General features: G+C 66.5%; 18 protein-coding genes. 6 read left to right on the plus strand and 12 right to left on the minus strand.

Annotated elements, in window-relative coordinates; genetic code table 11:
• Position 1: 1 nt before the first annotated feature.
• The 8 genes from P2G67_RS06270 to P2G67_RS06305 form a co-directional block, all read right to left on the minus strand.
• Positions 2-1987 (minus strand): heme lyase CcmF/NrfE family subunit, encoded by a 1986-nt coding sequence (locus tag P2G67_RS06270; RefSeq protein WP_275821138.1) that lies wholly within the window; start codon positions 1985-1987, stop codon positions 2-4.
• 3 nt (positions 1988-1990) lie between these two features.
• Positions 1991-2458, minus strand: coding sequence for a cytochrome c maturation protein CcmE (ccmE, locus tag P2G67_RS06275; RefSeq protein ID WP_275821140.1), 468 nt, complete (start codon positions 2456-2458; stop codon positions 1991-1993).
• On the minus strand, positions 2455-2652 hold the full coding sequence (gene ccmD, locus P2G67_RS06280) for a heme exporter protein CcmD (RefSeq protein ID WP_275821142.1): 198 nt from the start codon (positions 2650-2652) through the stop codon (positions 2455-2457). Before ccmD ends, ccmE begins: the two co-directional genes overlap by 4 nt.
• On the minus strand, positions 2652-3374 hold the full coding sequence (locus tag P2G67_RS06285; protein WP_322099660.1) for a heme ABC transporter permease: 723 nt from the start codon (positions 3372-3374) through the stop codon (positions 2652-2654). Before P2G67_RS06285 ends, ccmD begins: the two co-directional genes overlap by 1 nt.
• Before the next feature lie 196 nt (positions 3375-3570).
• Complete coding sequence (gene ccmB, locus P2G67_RS06290; RefSeq protein ID WP_275821146.1) at positions 3571-4236, minus strand: heme exporter protein CcmB; 666 nt, start codon at positions 4234-4236, stop codon at positions 3571-3573.
• A complete protein-coding gene (gene ccmA / locus P2G67_RS06295) occupies positions 4233-4889 on the minus strand; it encodes a heme ABC exporter ATP-binding protein CcmA (RefSeq protein WP_275821148.1) in 657 nt (218 codons plus the stop codon). The genes ccmB and ccmA overlap by 4 nt, the downstream gene beginning before the upstream one ends.
• A 355-nt stretch (positions 4890-5244) precedes the next feature.
• The gene (mnmE, locus tag P2G67_RS06300) at positions 5245-6597 is read right to left on the minus strand and encodes a tRNA uridine-5-carboxymethylaminomethyl(34) synthesis GTPase MnmE (protein ID WP_275821150.1); all 1353 of its coding nucleotides are present in this window, start codon (positions 6595-6597) and stop codon (positions 5245-5247) included.
• Positions 6598-6652: 55 nt separating this feature from the next.
• Positions 6653-6931 carry a DUF6489 family protein gene (locus tag P2G67_RS06305; RefSeq protein WP_275821152.1) on the minus strand — a complete coding sequence of 93 codons (279 nt, stop codon included), beginning with the start codon at positions 6929-6931 and terminating at the stop codon, positions 6653-6655.
• 113 nt (positions 6932-7044) lie between these two features.
• On the opposite strand from P2G67_RS06305, the gene P2G67_RS06310 reads away from it, so the two are divergent.
• The 3 genes from P2G67_RS06310 (at position 7045) to P2G67_RS06320 (ending at position 10905) form a co-directional block, all read left to right on the plus strand.
• Positions 7045-9105 (plus strand): thioredoxin domain-containing protein, encoded by a 2061-nt coding sequence (locus tag P2G67_RS06310; protein WP_275821154.1) that lies wholly within the window; start codon positions 7045-7047, stop codon positions 9103-9105.
• 109 nt (positions 9106-9214) lie between these two features.
• The gene (locus P2G67_RS06315; RefSeq protein ID WP_275821156.1) at positions 9215-9916 is read left to right on the plus strand and encodes a dienelactone hydrolase family protein; all 702 of its coding nucleotides are present in this window, start codon (positions 9215-9217) and stop codon (positions 9914-9916) included.
• A 14-nt stretch (positions 9917-9930) separates the two neighbouring features.
• Positions 9931-10905, plus strand: coding sequence for a quinone oxidoreductase family protein (locus P2G67_RS06320; RefSeq protein WP_275821158.1), 975 nt, complete (start codon positions 9931-9933; stop codon positions 10903-10905).
• Positions 10906-11007: 102 nt separating this feature from the next.
• On the opposite strand, the gene rho is transcribed toward P2G67_RS06320, so the two are convergent.
• From rho to hemE, 4 genes are all read right to left on the minus strand, one after another.
• Entirely contained in the window at positions 11008-12264 is a 1257-nt protein-coding gene (gene rho / locus P2G67_RS06325) for a transcription termination factor Rho (protein WP_275821160.1), read from the minus strand.
• A gap of 250 nt (positions 12265-12514) precedes the next feature.
• Positions 12515-12955 carry a protoporphyrinogen oxidase HemJ gene (gene hemJ, locus P2G67_RS06330; protein WP_275821162.1) on the minus strand — a complete coding sequence of 147 codons (441 nt, stop codon included), beginning with the start codon at positions 12953-12955 and terminating at the stop codon, positions 12515-12517.
• A 51-nt stretch (positions 12956-13006) separates the two neighbouring features.
• A complete protein-coding gene (hemH, locus tag P2G67_RS06335) occupies positions 13007-14059 on the minus strand; it encodes a ferrochelatase (RefSeq protein WP_275821164.1) in 1053 nt (350 codons plus the stop codon).
• A gap of 17 nt (positions 14060-14076) precedes the next feature.
• Positions 14077-15171, minus strand: a complete 1095-nt coding sequence (gene hemE / locus P2G67_RS06340; protein WP_275821165.1) for a uroporphyrinogen decarboxylase — start codon at positions 15169-15171, stop codon at positions 14077-14079.
• 392 nt (positions 15172-15563) lie between these two features.
• Here hemE and P2G67_RS06345 point away from each other — a divergent pair, with 392 nt between their 5' ends.
• The 3 genes from P2G67_RS06345 to P2G67_RS06355 are packed head-to-tail and all read left to right on the plus strand — an operon-like array spanning position 15564 to position 17859.
• The gene (locus tag P2G67_RS06345; RefSeq protein WP_275821166.1) at positions 15564-16409 is read left to right on the plus strand and encodes a pyruvate, water dikinase regulatory protein; all 846 of its coding nucleotides are present in this window, start codon (positions 15564-15566) and stop codon (positions 16407-16409) included.
• The gene (locus P2G67_RS06350; RefSeq protein WP_275821168.1) at positions 16406-17026 is read left to right on the plus strand and encodes a Maf family protein; all 621 of its coding nucleotides are present in this window, start codon (positions 16406-16408) and stop codon (positions 17024-17026) included. The genes P2G67_RS06345 and P2G67_RS06350 overlap by 4 nt, the downstream gene beginning before the upstream one ends.
• Positions 17023-17859, plus strand: a complete 837-nt coding sequence (locus P2G67_RS06355; protein ID WP_275821170.1) for a shikimate dehydrogenase — start codon at positions 17023-17025, stop codon at positions 17857-17859. The genes P2G67_RS06350 and P2G67_RS06355 overlap by 4 nt, the downstream gene beginning before the upstream one ends.

Genomic DNA, 17859 nt, shown 5'->3' on the forward strand with positions numbered 1-17859 from the left:
CTCACTCGGCCGGCGCCGGCTGAGCCGCTGCCTTGGCTGCCTTGCGCGGCGCCCCGACCCGCAGGCGGCGATCGCTGAGCGACACCAGGCCTCCGAGCGCCATGAAGGCGGCTCCGAACCAGATCCAGGGCACCAGCGGCTCGAGATAGAGCCGCAGGGTCCAGGCACCACCCGGCTGCGGGTCGCCGATGACGGCATAGAGATCATAGAGGCCGTTGGTGCGGATGGCAGCCTGGGTGGTGTGCATTTCCTGCACAGGATAAAAGCGGCGTTCTGGATAGAGCGTGCCGAGCTCGCGCCCATCGCGCAGCAGGGTGAGCGGCGCGGTGTCACTCAGGTAGTTGGGGCCCTGGATGCGCTGGGCGCCGTCGAAACGGAAGCTGTAACCGCCCAGCGCCACCTCGTCGCCCGGGCGCACCACCCGCACCTCCTCCTGTTTCCAGGCCGAGGAGCCGATCATCCCGGCCATGGCCACGGCAAGCCCGGCGTGGGCCAGGCTCATGCCCCAGGCGGCGCGCGGCAGACCACGCGCCCGGCGCCAAGAGTCACCGGCAGGCACCCGGAAGAGACGCACCCGCTCACCCAGTTCCCACAGCGTGCCGAGAAAGAGCCAGACCGCCAGCCCCATGGCCAGGGCGGCCAGAACGGGCCCGCCCTCCTGAATGTACCAGGTGGCGGCCGCGGCCAGCACGGCGGCCAGCGCCACAAACTTGAGCCGCCCGAGCACCCCGGCCAGATCGGCCCGCTTCCAGGCCATCATCGGCCCGACCGCCATCACCGCCACGAGCGGCAGCATGATCGGCAGGAAAGTGGCGTTGAAGTAGGGCGGCCCCACGGAGAGCCGCCCGCCTGTGAAGGCTTCGACGAAGAGCGGATAGAAGGTGCCAAGCAGCACGGTCGCCGTAGCCGTGGCGAGCAGCAGGTTGTTCAGCACCAGCCCGCCTTCCCGGCTGACCGGCGCAAAAAGGCCGCCGGCCTTCAGGCTGGGTGCCCGCCAGGCGAAGAGCGCCAGAGAGCCACCTGCAGCGATCACGAGCAGCAGCAGGATGTAGAGCCCGCGCGTGGGATCGACGGCAAAGGCATGCACCGAGGTGAGCAAGCCCGAGCGCACCACGAAGGTGCCAAGCAGGGAGAGTGAGAAGGTGAGGATGGCCAGGAGGATGGTCCAGACCTTCAAGGCGTCGCGCTTTTCCACCACGATGGCCGAGTGCAGCAGCGCCGTGCCCAATAGCCAGGGCATGAAGGAGACATTCTCCACCGGGTCCCAGAACCACCAGCCGCCCCAGCCCAGTTCGTAGTAAGCCCACCAGCTGCCCAGCGCGATTCCGCCGGTCAGGAAGGTCCAAGCCGCGAGCGTCCAGGGCCGCACCCAGCGCGCCCAGGCCGGATCGACCCGCCCCTCGAGCAGGGCGGCGATGGCAAAGGAGAAGGCGATGGAGAAGCCAACGTAACCCAGGTAGAGCAGCGGCGGATGGAAGGCGAGGCCAGGGTCCTGTAGCAGCGGATTGAGGTCGTTGCCGTCCAGCGGCGCCGGCCAGATCCGCTCGAAGGGGTTTGAGGTGAAGAGCATGAAGGTGAAGAAGCCGATGGCGACCCACGCCTGCACGCCCAGCACCCGCGCCTTCAGGCTGGGCGGCAGATTGCGCCCGAAGCCTGCCACCGCCGCCCCGAAGATGGTGAGGATCAGCACCCAGAGCAGCAGGGAACCCTCGTGGTTGCCCCACACGCCGGTGACCTTGTAGAGCATCGGCTTGGCCGAGTGTGAGTTCTGGACCACGTTCAGCACGGTGAAGTCGCTGACCACATAGGCCCAGGTCAGTGCCGCGAAGGCCAGCACCGTGGCCGCGCACTGCAGGAAGGCAGCCGGACGGGCCACTGCCATCCAGTCGGCGCGACCGCGCGCAGCCCCGAGCATGGGCAGGCTGCCCTGCACCAGCGCCACCAGCAGCGCCAACACCAGGGTGAAGTGACCCAGCTCAGGAATCACCGCTCAGCCCCCGCTGCCCCGGGGTGGGCCTTCGCCGGACTCCGGGCGCCAGACCCCAGCGCGCTCCAGCGCATCGGCGACCTCGGAGGGCATGTAGTTCTCATCGTGGCGCGCCAGCACCTCTTCCGCCTGGAACAGGCCGGCATCGGTCAGGCGCCCCTGGGCCACCACGCCCTGCCCTTCCCGGAAAAGATCCGGCAGGATGCCGCGGTAGGTGACCGGAACGGTGCTGGCAAAGTCGGTGACCCGGAAGGCCACACTGCCCTCCCCGTCCCGCTCGAGCGATCCCTCCTCCACGATGCCGCCGATGCGCAGCATGCGGCCGGGAGGCGGCGCCTCGCTGTGCAGGTCGGAGGGCGAGTAGAAGAAGAGCAGGTTGTCCTCGAAGGCGGTCAGCGCGAGCGCCGCGGCGGCGCCAAGGCACAACAGCCCCAGGCCAACGACCATCATGCGGCGGCGCTTGCGGGTCATGTGCTTTCCCCCTTCTTGCTGCCCGCCCGCTGCCGGCGGTGGGGCGCGAGGGCGCGCAGGGAGTCCAACTCCCGCTCCCGCCGCTTCAATCCCTGACGCGCGCCAAAGAACAGCAGCCCGAGCACAAGCGCCGTCAGGGCGTAGCTGCCCCAAACGTAGAGCGCATAGCCGCCCATGGCGAGGTAGCCGCTCATCAGCGTCCCTCCACGGCCAGGCGGCCCAGTGCACGCAGCCGTGCGGCGAGCAGTTCACTGCGCATGCGCAGGATCAGCACCACCACGTAGAACAGCGTGAACGCCAAGGCCATGACCAGCAGCGGCCAGAGCATGGAACTGTGAATGGCGGGCGTGCCGATCCGGCTGACACTGGCCGGCTGATGCAAGGTGTTCCACCAGTCGACCGAAAACTTGATGATTGGCAAGTTGACCACACCCACCAGGGCCAGCACGGCCCCGGCCCGGCGGCCGCGTTCCTCATTCTCAAAGGCGTTGGAGAGCGCCATGTAGCCCAAATAGAGGAAAAAGAGGATCAGCACCGAGGTGAGCCGTGCGTCCCAGACCCACCAGGTGCCCCACATGGGCTTGCCCCAGAGCGAGCCGGTGGCGAGCGCCAGGAAGGTGAAGGCCGCACCGATGGGCGCGCTGGCCTGGGCTGCCACCCCGGCCAAAGGATGACGCCAGATCAACAAGGACGCGCTGGCCAATGCAAGATTGAGATAGACGAAGAGTGCCATCCAGGCCGCGGGTACGTGCACGTACATGATGCGTACGGACTGGCCCTGCTGATAGTCAGCGGGAGAGAGCGCGAGCGCGCCGACCAATCCAGCAGTCAAGGCAAGCAGCATGGTCCCGAAACACCAGGGATAGATGCGGTCAGCAAAGCGCAAAAAGCGCCCCGGATTGGCGAGGCGGTGCAGATTGGCGCTTCTGGCGGTGGTGGTGTCGGTCACTGCTTCTCAGCCGAAGTCCTGCAGGCGCGTGGCGGCAGCCGGCCCGATCGCAGGCTCCGCAGAGGAGCCATCCGGGCCAACCGGGGTTCGGGCTTTGCATTCGGGGCGTAAAATGGCCTGTTGTACCCCTCAGGTCCAGCCAAATGCCGCAGGAAAGGCCGCGTCATTCCGCCGCTTGACGCAACCCTGCCCCCCCGGCAACGGCAGCCACCGGCAGGGCGATCAGCAAGAGCGCTCCCAGCAGAAGCAGGTGGGGACGCGCCGGCAGCCCCGCAAGCGTGGCATCCACCGCTGCTGTGCCGAATATCAGCACCGGCACGGCCAGTGGCAGCACCAGCAGCGGCAGCAGCACGCCGCCGCGCCGCGCGCCCAGGCAGAGCGCAGCCCCGGTGGCGCCGAAGAGCGAGAGCGCCGGCGTGCCCAGGAGCAGGCTGGCCAGGAGCACGAGATAGCCTCCCGGCGGCAGGGTGTAGAGCAGCCCCACCAGCGGTGCCGCCAGCACGAGCGGCAGCCCCGTTGTCAGCCAGTGGGCCGTGGCCTTGGCCAGCACCAGAGCTTCCGCCGGCAGCGGCGAGAGCAGCAGCAGGTCGAGGCTGCCATCCTCCTGCTCCAGGGCAAAAAGACGCTCCAGGGAGAGCAGCAGCGCCAGCAGCGCAGCCACCCAGACCACGCCCGGCCCGATGCGCAGCAATAGGTTGGGCTCGGGCCCCAAAGCGAAGGGAAAGAGTGCCGCCACCAGCAGAAAAAAGGACACGGCGAGGAAGAGATCGCCACGCTGCCGCCAGGCAAGCTGCAGATCGCGGGCGACGAGCGCAAACCAGGGGCTCATGCCAGCAGCGCCTCGGCGTCAGGGGCCCGGGGTCGATAATGGGCGAGATCCAGGCGCTGCGCCCGGTCGGTCACACCCGGCAGGGCTTGGTGCGTCGCCATCACGAGATTGCCGCCGGCCGCCCGATGCCGGGCGATGGCCGCCACCAGCGCCTTCTGGGAGGCCGTGTCGAGGCCCACGGTCGGTTCGTCCAGCAGCCACAGGGGTCCGGGCGATACGGTGAGGCGCGCCAGTGCCAGACGGCGGCGCTGCCCGGCCGATAGCAGGCGTCCTGGCCGATCGGCCAGGGCCTCCAGGGCAAAGGCTTTCAAGGCCTCCTCCACCAGGCGGTGTGGCTGTGCATGAAGCTTCGTCCAGAAGGCAAGGTCTTCGCGCGGGGTGAGCGGTGCCTTGATGGCATCCTGATGCCCGAGATAGCGCGTGCGGGCACGATGCAGGTCGGGATCCTTGGCCACGGGAACACCCTGCCAGCGCAGCTCGCCAACCGCCGGCGGAATGTAACCGGCCAGAAGTCGCAGCAGACTCGACTTGCCCGACCCGTTGGGCCCGACGAGCAGCAGCGCGTCACCCGCGTCGAGGGTGAAATCGAGATGTGCAAAAACCGGCCAGCCTCCCCGCAGGCAGCCAAGGTCATAGCCTTCGAACTGGCTCACTTCGGGCTCCTTGCTGCATTGGCCAGAACGCTCTGGCCGCGCGTCGGCGCCTGATAACAGATCACAAGCCCAGGCCAAAGGGGCGAAGGCTCCGTTGTCGGGGGCAGCGCAAGGCAAGTTGCAGCAGGAAAGGGAGAAGGCGCGAAAGAAAAAAGCGGCCGCCGGGGGTCGGAGCCGGCGGCCGCTCGAGCCGATCTATGCTTGGGGGGCATTTCGAGGTCGACCGGCAAACCTCTGACAGAGAGGGGAAGTCTCCGTAGGATTGAAGTTAAGCCTCGATTGTGGTGCCCATTTGCTCCGAATAAGGCGGAATTGTGATTCCGGCGAGCGGTGCGTACGCCTGTGAGTGCGGGCATCACTTGCCGATGCAGAAATCGCGAAAGATGATGTCGAGCAAGGCCTCGACATCAACCCGGCCCACGATGCGGCCCAGCGCGCGCAGGGCCAGGCGCAGATCCTCGGCAAACAGCGCGGTTTCGCCAGCTTGCGCCGCCCTGGCCAAAGCCTCGGCACAGTCTGCTACCGCCGCACGCTGGCGCGCCCGTGTGAGCAGAGGCGCCTCGCCGGCATGCTCGAAACGAGCCTCAACCAGAGTCAGTAGGCGGCGCTCCAGTTCGGCCAGGCCAGCGCCGCTGCGTGCCGACAGCGAGAGCGCGGGAACGCCGTCCAGACTGTCCGGCAGATTCCCCTCGACCAGATCGACCTTGTTCCAGAGCACCAGGCTGTCGCGATCGAGCAGCGCAAAGCTAGCCGGATCCGGTGCCGCAGCCTCGGCGGCGTCGAAAACCAGCAGCTTGATGTCTGCGGCTTCGGCCCGGGCCAGGCTGCGGCGGATGCCCTCGGCTTCCACGGGATCCAAGTTGCTCTCTTCCGGCGCGGCCCGCAGGCCGGCGGTGTCGGCTAGCAGGAGGGGATAGCCGCCCAGATCCAGCGCCACTTCCACCACGTCCCGGGTGGTGCCGGCCCGCTCGGAGACGATGGCGGCATCGCGGCGGGCCAGGGCGTTGAGCAGGCTCGACTTGCCGGCGTTGGGCGGACCCAGCAGGGCGACGCGCAGCCCCTCGCGCAATCGCTCGCCCGTCGGCGGCGACTCCAACAGCGCGACCAGTTCGCTCCGCAGCATCTCAGCATCGCGCGCGGCTTCCGGCAGCAGCTCGTCCGGCAGTTCCTCGTCAGCGAAGTCGATGGCCGCTTCCACCCGGGCCAGGATGCGGGTTAAGCGCGCGGACCAGTCGGCCACCGCCCGGCCTAGCAGCCCTTCGGCCTGCGCCAGCGCCTGGCGGCGCTGGGCTTCCGTGTCGGCATCTATGAGATCGGCCAGACCCTCCACCGCCGCCAGGTCGAGCCGGCCGTTGTCGAAGGCCCGGCGGGTGAACTCACCCGCCTCTGCCAGCCGCAAGCCTGGCAGGCTCGCCAGAGCCTCAAGCAGCGCAGTGAGAACGGCGCGGCCACCGTGGACCTGAAACTCCGCCATATCCTCGCCGGTGAAGGAACCCGGCCCCGGAAACCAGAGCACCAGACCATGATCGATCACCCGCCCGTCGCCCGGGTGGCGCAGCGCCCGCAGGCTCGCGCGTCGGGGTTCGGGCAGATCGCCAGCCAACGCGCGGACAGCAGCCGCGGTGGCGGGTCCTGAGCAACGTACCACCGCCACCCCAGCGCGCCCCTGCCCGCTCGACAGCGCAAAGAGTGTGTCCTCAGCGCTCACGGCACTTCACACAAGTGGTACAGCATGAAACTAGGCGCAGGAGAGAAAGACGCAATCACTCCCCGCTCTTGCCGCTCTTGCCACCCTTCCCGCCACCGCCGGTGGCCGCCGCGGCCATCTGGTTCCAGAAGTTCTTTTGCAGCTCTTCCCATCCCTGCAAAGAGGCCGGCAGCCAGGTTTTGAGCAAGGTTTCCGGCTCACTGGCCTGCAGGGCCTTGCGCATGCGCTGCTGGATTTCCTCCATCAAGGCCTCCTGCATCGGCGCCACGTCCGGCAGACCGAGAAAGGAGCGGGCCTCTTGGGCGGTGCAGTCGATATCGATGGTGATCTTCATGACCAGATGCCTCCCGGGCTTGAGAGCGGGCGGTGCCGCCCCTCATATAACCCTCACGCGATCCGTCGGCAAAGCCCGGCGACCCAATCACCAGCCGCCGAAGGGATGTCGCCATGAGCCGCAACCGCCTCGCATGGGAAAGCAGCCCCTATCTGCAGCAGCACGCCGACAATCCTGTGGACTGGTATCCCTGGGGCGAGGAGGCCCTGGCGCTGGCCCGCAAGGAGAACAAACCGATCCTGCTCTCAGTGGGCTATGCCGCCTGCCACTGGTGCCACGTCATGGCGCACGAAAGCTTCGAGAACCCCGAGATCGCAGAGCTGATGAATGCCCACTTCGTCAACATCAAGCTCGATCGTGAGGAGCGGCCGGATCTCGACCACCTCTATCAGCAGGCGCTGGCGCTGCTTGGTGAGCAGGGCGGCTGGCCGCTCACCATGTTCCTGACGCCGAGCGCCGCGCCCTTCTGGGGCGGGACCTACTTCCCGCGCGAGCCGCGCTACGGCCGTCCGGGCTTCGCCCAGGTGCTGAACGCCGTCTCCGAGGCCTTTCACCAGAGACCGGAGGCCGTGGGCCAGAACGTCGAGGCGCTCACCGAGGCGCTGGAGCGCCTGGCACAGCCGGAAGGCGGGTCCGAAATCACCGCCGAGCAGCGCATGGCGCAGGCCCGGCGGCTGCTGCGCGAGATCGACCCCTTCGAAGGCGGCTTCGGTCGGGCGCCTAAGTTTCCCCAGCCGATGATCCTCAAGCTGCTCTGGTACGCCTGGCACGCCAGCGGCGACCCTGCCTTCCGCCAGGCGGTAGAGCTTTCCCTGCGCAAGATGAGCCAGGGTGGGATCTACGATCACCTGGGCGGCGGCTTTGCCCGCTACAGCACGGACAATCGCTGGCTGGTGCCACACTTCGAGAAGATGCTCTACGACAATGCGCAGCTGCTCGATCTGCTGAACTGGGCCTGGCAGGCCGGCCGGGATCCACTGTTCGAGCAGCGGGCTAAGGAGACCGTGGCCTGGATGCTGCGCGAGATGCAGGCAGAAGACCGGCCCGGCGGGGTGCCCTGTGGCGGCTTTGCCGCCAGCCTGGATGCCGACAGTGAGGGGGAAGAGGGCCGCTTCTACGTCTGGAGCGAGGCGGAGATCGACGCCCTACTCGGCGATAAGGCCGCCTTCTTCAAGGATCACTACGACGTGAGCGCGGCAGGCAACTGGGAGGGCAAGGTCATCCTGAACCGCTCCCACCGCCCCGACCTGCTGGATCCGGCCGCAGAAGCGGTGCTGGCCGAATGCCGCGCGCGCCTGTTCGAGGCCCGCGAGAGCCGACCGCACCCGGGCTGGGACGACAAGGTCTTGGCGGACTGGAACGGCCTGACCATCGCCGCGCTTGCCCGCGCCGCCGGTCCCTTCCAGCAGCCGGAATGGCTGCAGGCGGCGCAAGCAGCTTTCGACTTCGTGGTGAGCGAAATGGATGAAGGCGGACGGCTGTTTCATGCCTGGCGCCACGGGCAGCGCAAGCATGCGGCCACCCTGGACGACTACGCCCAGATGGCCGAAGCCGCCCTGGCACTGGAAGAGGCCACCGGCGAGGCGCGCTATCGCCAGCAGGCACTGGTCTGGGTCGAGACGGCGCTGGCCCACTTCTGGGATGAGGAAAAGGGAGGCTTCTTCCTGACCGCCGACGATGCGCGCGATCTCGTCGTGCGGCCCAAGCATGCCCAGGACAACGCGACGCCGGCGGGCAACGGCACGATGGCCGCGGTGCTGGCGCGTCTCTGGCACCTGTCGGGCGAGCCGCGCTGGCGCGAGGCGGCCGAGCGCAGCCTTGCCGCCTTCTCCGGCGAGATGGAACGCAGCCTGTTTGCCTTTCCCGGCATCATCCTGTCCAGCGCGATGCTGGAGGACGCGCTTCAGCTGGTCATTGTCGGCCGGCGCGAGGACGAGGAGACGCGAATCCTGATCCAGGCTGCTCAGTGCGGTCGTCCCGACCTGGTGCTTCAGGTGGTGGAGGACACCAGTGTCCTTCCCGCCGGACATCCAGCTGCCGGAAAGGGCGCACTTGCCGGCCAGGCCACGGCCTTTCTCTGTCGCGGGGTCACCTGTTCGCTGCCCATGACGGAGGCGGAGGCGCTGAACCGGGCGCTGGCTGAACCGGCGGCGGAAGCCCAGGCCGGCGGATGACAGTGCAACACCGCAGCGGCTAGACTTCGTCCTGAAACCCCACCTGCAGTCCGCTGCCTCAAAGGCCGCAGCATGCGGGAAGGATAAACCCGATGACAACAGGAGGTTCATGACCATGCCCGAACTGACGATCCAGGCTCCGGACGGCGGCAGCTTTTCGTCCTACCTCGCCCTGCCCGCCAAGACGCCCGCGCCGGCGATCCTGGTGATCCAGGAGATTTTCGGCGTAAACCAGGTGATGCGCGACACCTGCGACTGGCTGGCGCGCGAAGGCTATGTCGCCTGCTGCCCGGACATCTTCTGGCGCATCGAACCCGGTATCGACATCACCGACAAGACGGACGAGGAGTGGAAGCGGGCCTTCGAGCTCTTCCAGGCCTTCGATGTGGACAAGGGCATTGAGGACCTGAAGGCCACGCTGACCGCACTGCGCAGCCACGACGCCAGCACCGGCAAGGTCGGCTCGGTGGGCTACTGCCTGGGCGGTAAGCTGGCCTACCTGATGGCGACGCGCAGCGATGTGGACGCCAGCGTCGGCTATTACGGCGTGGGGCTGGACGAGCTCATGGGCGAAGCCGGCAAGATTTCCAAGCCGCTGATGCTGCACATTCCCACCGAGGACGGCTTCGTACCCAAGGAGGCCCAGGCGAAGGTGCACGCCACCCTGGATGACAACCCGCAGGTCACCCTGCACGACTATCAGGGCAACGACCATGCCTTCGCCCGCGAGGGTGGGCAGCACTACGACCCCAAGGCTGCAGAGCAGGCGAACCGCCGCAGCCTCGACTTCTTCAAACAGCACCTCTCATAAGGAGCCGCCAATCCATGTCCAAAGCCATTGTTATCCACGAGTTCGGTGGCGCCGACGTCCTGAAGTGGGAAGATTTCCCCGTTGGTGAGCCGGGTCCCGGCGAAGCCCGGGTCAAGCACACCGCGGTGGGGCTCAACTACATCGACGTCTATCACCGCACCGGCCTTTATCCGCTGCAGTTGCCCCACCCCATCGGCATGGAAGGTGCCGGGGTCGTGGAGGCCGTGGGCGAGGGTGTGAGCGAGGTTGCCCCCGGCGACCGCGTGGCCTATGCGGCCAACCCGCCGGGTTCCTATTCCGAGGTGCGCCTGATGCCCGCGCATCGCCTGGTGAAGCTGCCCGATGCCATCGACGATCGGACGGCCGCGGGCATGATGCTCCAGGGCATGACGGTTCAGTATCTGGTCCGCCGCACCTACCAGGTGCAGCCGGGCGAAACTGTGCTCTGGCACGCCGCGGCCGGTGGCGTCGGGCTGATCGCCTGCCAGTGGCTCTCCTCCATGGGCGTCACGGTCATCGGCACGGTTGGCAGCGACGAGAAGGCCGCGCTGGCCAAGGCCCATGGCTGCACCCACACCGTCAATTACCAGACGGAAAACTTCGTCGAGCGCGTCAAGGAGATCACCGACGGAAAGGGCGTGCCGGTGGTCTATGATTCCGTGGGCAAGGACACCTGGGAGGGCTCGCTCGACTGTCTGCAGCCCCTGGGCCTGATGGTGAGCTTCGGCAATGCCTCCGGCGCGGTGCCGCCCTTCAACGTCACCTCGCTGGCGCCCAAGGGCTCGCTCTACGTCACCCGGCCGACGCTGATGACCTATACCGCCAAGCGCGAGGACCTCGTGGCCAGCGCTACGGAGCTCTTCGACATGGTGGGCACCGGCAAGGTCAAGATCGAGATCAACCAGACCTATCCGTTGTCGGAAACGGCACAGGCCCACCGCGACCTGGAAGCGCGTAAGACCACGGGTTCGACGCTGTTGCTGCCTTGAAGTCAGTCACATCATCCTGAACGAACGGGATGAAGACACAGAACTGAAAAACCCGCCGGAATATATATCCCGGCGGGTTTTTCTCATTCTGGCGACTTGCCGTTACTGATTCATCGAAGCGAAGAAATCGGCGTTGGTCTTGCTTTGCTTGAGCTTGTCGGTGAGGAACTCCATGGAGTCCACCACGCCCATCGGCATGAGGATGCGGCGCAGGACCCACATCTTCGACAGCGTCGCCTTGTCCACCAGCAGCTCCTCCTTGCGGGTGCCGGACTTGCCGATGTCGATGGCCGGGAAGGTGCGCTTGTCAGCGAGCTTGCGGTCCAGGACGATTTCCGAGTTACCGGTGCCCTTGAACTCCTCGAAGATCACCTCGTCCATGCGGCTGCCGGTATCGATCAGCGCCGTGCCGATGATGGTGAGGCTGCCGCCCTCCTCGATGTTGCGTGCGGCACCGAAGAAGCGCTTGGGACGCTGCAGCGCATTGGCGTCGACACCACCCGTCAGCACCTTGCCGGACGAGGGCACGACGGTGTTGTAGGCGCGGGCCAGGCGGGTGATGGAATCCAGTAGGATCACCACGTCCTTCTTGTGCTCGACGAGACGCTTGGCCTTCTCGATCACCATCTCGGCGACTTGCACGTGGCGCTGGGCCGGCTCGTCGAAGGTGGAGGAGACCACCTCGCCTTTCACAGAGCGATCCATGTCGGTCACCTCCTCCGGCCGCTCGTCGATCAGCAGCACGATCAGGTAGACGTCCGGGTGGTTTGCCGCGATGGAACGCGCCAGGTTCTGCAGGATCATGGTCTTGCCGGTGCGCGGCGGAGCCACGATCAAGGCGCGCTGCCCCTTGCCCAGCGGCGCGGTCAGGTCGATGACGCGGCTGGTCTGGTCGCGGATGGTCGGATCCTCGACCTCGAGCTGCAGCCGCTCATCCGGGTAGAGCGGGGTCAGGTTGTCGAAGTTGATGCGATGCCGCGTGGCTTCCGGCGGATCGAAATTGATGGTGTTGACCTTGAGGAGGGCGAAATAGCGCTCGCCGTCCTTGGGCGAGCGGATCTGCCCCTCCACCGTATCGCCGGTGCGCAGGCCAAAGCGTCGCACCTGGCTCGGGCTGACGTAAATGTCGTCCGGTCCCGGGAGATAGTTCGCTTCCGGGCTGCGCAGGAAGCCGAAACCGTCGGGCAGGACCTCGAGCACGCCGCCGCCGAAGATTGCGATGTCGTTCTCGGCGAGCTGCTTGAGGATCGCGAACATCATATCCTGCTTGCGCAGGGTGCTGGCGTTCTCGATCTCAAGCTCCTCGGCGTAGGCGAGGAGATCGGCCGGGGTTTTGGCTTTGAGTTCTGCGAGATTCATTGAAGTGCTCTGACAGCGGCTGGGGGATTGGCTGAAAGACCGGCGCGAGGGCCGGTGAAAAACGTCGGGAAGCGGGAAGCCGGGCTACGGTGAGCGCTTGGTCGGCGGCTGCGACCCTCTGGCCCCGCGACCTTGTTCAGGCCGAGCTACCCGTAAAGGTGGGAAACGGAAAAGGCCCCGGCAAGAGCCGGGCTGCTTCCTAGGTAGCCTTTTCCTGCGGCACGCGTCAAGGAAAGTTGAGCGTACTAAGTCAGAAAGGCTTGGCCACCGCCAGCAACACGATCCCCACCATCAGCAAGGCCGGCACCTCGTTCATCCAGCGATAAAAGCGCGCGGACCGACGATTGTGGTCGGCTTCGAAGTCCTTGCGACAGCGGGCAAAGAAGCCATGCAGACCAAACATTCCCAGCAACAACAGGAACTTGACGTGCAACCAACCTTGCGCCAGCACCCCGGGGACCAACAGTAACAGCAGGCCAAAGAGCAGCGAGGCGATCATGGCCGGGGTCATGATGCCGCGCAGCAGGCGACGCTCCATGACCTTGAAGGTTTCGCTCATATCGGAGCCCGGCGGGGCATCGACGTGATAGACGAAAAGCCGTGGCAGGTAGAGCATCGCCGCCATCCAGGCGATGATTGACATCACGTGCAGGGCCTTGATCCAGGGATAGAGCGTGCTCAGAAGGGACATGATTACCTTGTTCGGGTCGCCAGCGCGGTCATCGGTTCACACCACCCCAGCCTATAACCAACCTGCGAGCTCCTGTTCAACCAGGTCTTGGAGCAGATCAAGGCCGCCGGGACTGTCGTTGAGGCAGGGAAGATAGGCAAAATCGCTGCCGCCGCCCCTAAGAAAACTTTCCTTGAGGCCGATCGCCAACTCCTCGAGCGTTTCCAGGCAATCGGCAGCAAAGCCCGGACTGACGATGGCCAGCCGCTTAACGCCCTCGGCGGCCAAGGCGGCGACGGTGGCGTCCGCATAGGGCTGCAGCCACTCCTTTGGGCCAAAGCGCGACTGAAAGACCACCTGGAACCGCTCTTCCGGCCAATCGAGCCAGTCTCGCAGCAAGCGCCCGGTCTTCTGGCAGTGGCAGTGGTAGGGATCGCCCTTGTCCAGGGTCTCCCGCGGCATGCCGTGAAAGGACACCAGCAGGCGCTCCGGCTCCCACGCCAGCGTCTCCAGCGAGGCCAGCATGGACCTGCCCAGCGCCTCGATGTAGCGCGGGTCGTCGTAGTAAGGCGCACCCACGCGCAGGCTGGGCTGCCAGCGCTGGCGCATGGCCCAGCGGAAGGCCTCGTCACAGGCGGTGGCGGTGGTGGCCGCGCTGTACTGCGGATAGAGCGGCAGAAGCAAAATACGCTCGCAGCCACACTCCTGCAGGGCCTGCAGACGTGCCGGGATGGAGGGCTGGCCGTAGCGCATGGCCCAGTCGACCTCGAGGTCAGGGTGGATCTCGGCGAAACGCGCAGCCAAGCCTTCTGCCTGGCGCCGGGTGATGGCGCGCAGGGGCGATTCGTTTCGCTCCTTGTCCCAGATCGACGCATAGGCCTCACCGGATTTGGTCGGCCGCCGGGACAGAACGATCCCCTGCAGGATGGGCTGCCACAGGAGCGGCGTGAGTTCGACGACACGCCGGTCGCTGAGGAACTGCGAGAGGTAGCGCCGCACCGACCAGTAGTCCGTGCCCTCTGGCGTGCCCAGGTTGATCAGCAGCACCCCCACGCGCCGCGGCGCCAGCACCGGATGATCAGCCGGCAAGGCGCGCGGTGCTCGGACCGGAACATCCCTGCGCATGGCGCCGTTCCCCTTGGCTAGACTGGCGTTGAATGCTGCGCGCGCACCCGCTCCATGAGCCGCGCAACATGCTCCGGCGGGGTGTGCTTGTCGATGCCATGGCCAAGATTGAAGATGAAGCGCCCCTGGCCAAGTTGCTTCAGGATGCGGTCCACCGCTGCGTCCTGCGCCGCGCCGCCAACCAGCAGGAGTGCGGGATCTAGATTGCCTTGCACCGCCACCTTCGGCTGCAGGTGGCGCGCTGCCCAGTCCAGCGGCACGGTGGTGTCGAGCGAAAGCGCATCGGCACCCACCTCCTCGGCCACAGCGACATAGAGCGGCCCAGCGCCGCGTGGGAAGACGATGATCGGCACCTGCGGATGCGCTGCCTTCACGCGGCGGACGATCTCACGCTGTGGCGCCAGGCACCAGCGCCGGAACTCCGGCTCCGGCCAGACACCCGACCAGGAATCGAAGATCTGTAGGACCTCGGCCCCCGCTTCCACCTGGGCGATGAGATAGCCGGCCGTCGCCTCCACCAGCAAGCCGATCAAGCGGGCGAAGCCCTCGGGGTCGCTGTAGGCCCAGCGCTTGGACTTGAGGAAGTCGCGGCTCGACCCGCCCTCGATCATGTAGCTGGCAACGGTCCAGGGTGCGCCGGCAAAGCCGATCAGCGTGGTTTCCGCCGGCAGAGACTTTTGCAAAAGGCCCAGAGTCGCAAACACCGGCTGCAGGCGCTCCTCAATGCGGCCGGGGTCGAGTGCTGCCAGATCCCCCGCCCCTTGCAAGGGTTCAAGGCGCGGTCCCCTGCCCTCCTCGAACCAGAGCTTCTGTCCCAGAGCGTGGGGAATGACCAGAATGTCGGAAAAGAGGATCGCCGCGTCGAACCCGAAGCGCCGGATCGGCTGCAGGGTTACCTCGCAGGCCAACTCTGGATTGTAGCAGAGATCGAGAAAGCTGCCGGCTTCCGCGCGCACCGTCCGGTATTCGGCCAGATAGCGCCCGGCCTGGCGCATGAGCCAGATCGGCGGGGGCTGCTGGCGCTCCCCGCGCAGGACGCGCAGCAGGCGCTTTTCGTCGGCGGCGGGAAGGGATGCGTCCAGCATCTGCGTGTCGCTCGGTTTTTTGTTCATGCCCCCTCTTACCCTGAGTCAGGGTTAAAAATAAGAGTAGGTTTTTGTTGTAGTAGGGCGGTGAGTCCTGTGGATGGCGCCGCCATGCCCAGATTCATGCTCAGGATGCGCCGTGGCGTAACGGATGACAGTGATCTCTTGATATTTCCTGGGACTGATCATTGGAAAGCGCAGAAAGCCTGCTGCTTGCGTCGGCCTGTGGATTAGGAGGATAAAAGTGGCTGGCAGTGCCGGCGGGCAGAGTTATCCCCAGGTCTGTACAAATCCATCCCGAAGTGGATGAGGTCTGTGTGTCAGCAGGTGCAGCGGGGACGGAATCATCAGCGCGGTGGACAGTCACCCGGAACACAGAGGTTATCCACCGATGGGTGGGGAAAGGTTGAAGGGCGAGCGTGAACGAGGGCAATGACCCGGTGCATCAGCACCATCTGCACCTGATTTCCGACGCCACCGGCGAAACGGTGAACTCCGTGGCGCGGGCCTGTCTGGTGCAGTTCGATGCCATCGAACCCATCGAGCACATCTGGACCCTGGTGCGCACGCGCGGTCAGCTCGACAAGGCGATCGCCGCGATCGAGGCCAACCCGGGGCCGGTGCTCTACACAATGGTGGACGACAGCCTGCGCGGGACGCTGATCGATGCCTGCCACCGCCTGAATGTGGCGGCGGTGGACATTCTCGATCCCGTGATGCACGCCCTGGCGGGGCATTTCCGACTTGCCGGCAGCCGGCGCCCCGGGCGTCAGCACACCCTGGATTCGGTCTACTTCGACCGAATCGAGGCCATGGACTTCGCCATTGCCCACGACGACGGCCAGGGTGTCGACAGGCTGGAGCATGCGGATGTGGTGCTGGTGGGCGTTTCGCGCACCTCCAAGACCCCGACCTGCATCTATCTCGCCCAGCGCGGCGTGCGTGCCGCCAATGTGCCGATCGTTCCCAACCTCCCCCTGCCCCAGGCGCTCTTCCGCACCCGGGCACCTCTCATCGTCGGCTTGACCAAGGACCCGGCGCGCCTGGTGGACGTGCGCCGCACCCGCTTGCGGGCCATGGGCGAGCGCAATGAGGCGGGCAGCTATGCCGATCTGGAAACCGTAGCCGCCGAAGTGCAGCAGGCCCGGCGGCTCTGCGCCCAGCGCGGCTGGCCGGTGATCGATGTCACCCGGCGCTCCATCGAGGAAACGGCGGCGGCGATCTTCACGCTGCTGCAAGAGCATCGCAAGGTGGTGGCGCAATGACGGGCCTGCAGCAGGCTGACGCAGCCCCGGTGGTGCTGGCCTCGGCGAGCGACGTGAGGCGCAGGTTGCTGGCGGATGCCGGACTGACGGTGGAAGTCTTGGCCGCACCGGTCGACGAGGCCGAGGTCAAGGCCTCGCTGGCTGCAGAAGGCGCATCGGCGGCACAGGCCGCTGAAACCCTGGCCGAACTGAAGGCGCTGGCAATCTCTCGCCGTCGGCCGGGGGCACTGGTGATCGGCGCCGACCAAATGCTGGCCTGCGAGGGACGCTGGTTCGACAAGCCGGAAAGTCTCGAGGCGGCGGCTGAGCAATTGCGGGCGCTCTGTGGGCGGCGACACAGCCTGTTCAGCGGCGTGTGCCTGCTGCGAGATGGCCAGCGCCTCTGGCACCACACCGCCGAGGTGCGGCTGACCATGCGCCCCTTTTCGGAGGATTTCCTGCAGGCCTATCTGCAAGCAGCGGGGACGGCCGTTTTGAGCTCGGTCGGGGCGTATCACCTGGAGGGTTTGGGCGCTCAGCTCTTCCAGCGGGTCGAAGGGGATTATTTCAGCGTGCTCGGGCTGCCGCTGCTCCCGCTGCTCGACATCCTGCGGGCGCAGGGAGTGCTCCTGTCATGAGCATCAGCGGTGCGGCAGGTCTTGCTGGGGTTCTGGGCTGGCCGGTGGCGCATTCACGCTCGCCGCAGCTGCACGGCCACTGGCTAACGCACTATGGTATTGACGGTGCCTATGTCCCGCTGGCGGTGCGACCGGAGAACCTGGAGACGGCGGTGCGCGGCCTGGTGGCGCTGGGCTTTCGCGGCGCCAACGTGACCATCCCGCACAAGGAAGCGGTACTGGCGCTCTGCGACAGTCTCTCACCCCGTGCCGAGCGGATCGGAGCGGTGAACACACTGGTGTTCGGCGCCGAGGGCATTGCCGGCGACAACACTGACGGTTTCGGTTTCCTGGCCAATCTGCGCCAGGAGGCTGCGGCATGGAAGCCGGCCGCCGGCCCGGCCGTGGTTCTGGGTGCTGGCGGGGCGGCGCGAGCCATCCTCGTGGCCTTGCTGGATGCGGGCGTGCCGGTGGTACGCCTGCTCAACCGCTCGCGGGCACGAGCCGAGACCTTGGCGGCGGAGCTGGGCGGCGCAATCGAGGTGGTCGATTGGGAGGCGCGTTCCGTAGCGCTGGATGGCGCCAATCTGCTCGCGAACACCACGGCGCTGGGTATGACCGGCAAGGCGCCGCTGGAGCTCGACCTGACGCAGCTCCCGGCGACAGCCCTGGTCACCGATATCGTCTATGCGCCGCTGGAAACACCCCTCCTGGCGGACGCCAAGCAGCGGGGAAATTGCACGGTTGATGGCCTGGGCATGCTGTTGCACCAAGCGCGGCCGGGTTTCCAGGCTTGGTTCGGGGTGGAACCGGAGGTCACTCCTGCCTTGCGCCAGGCGGTGCTGGAGGCCTGA

Origin of the sequence: Aquibaculum arenosum (genome assembly GCF_029222965.1) — a bacterium.
In the GTDB taxonomy this organism is placed as follows: domain Bacteria; phylum Pseudomonadota; class Alphaproteobacteria; order Kiloniellales; family DSM-21159; genus Aquibaculum; species Aquibaculum arenosum.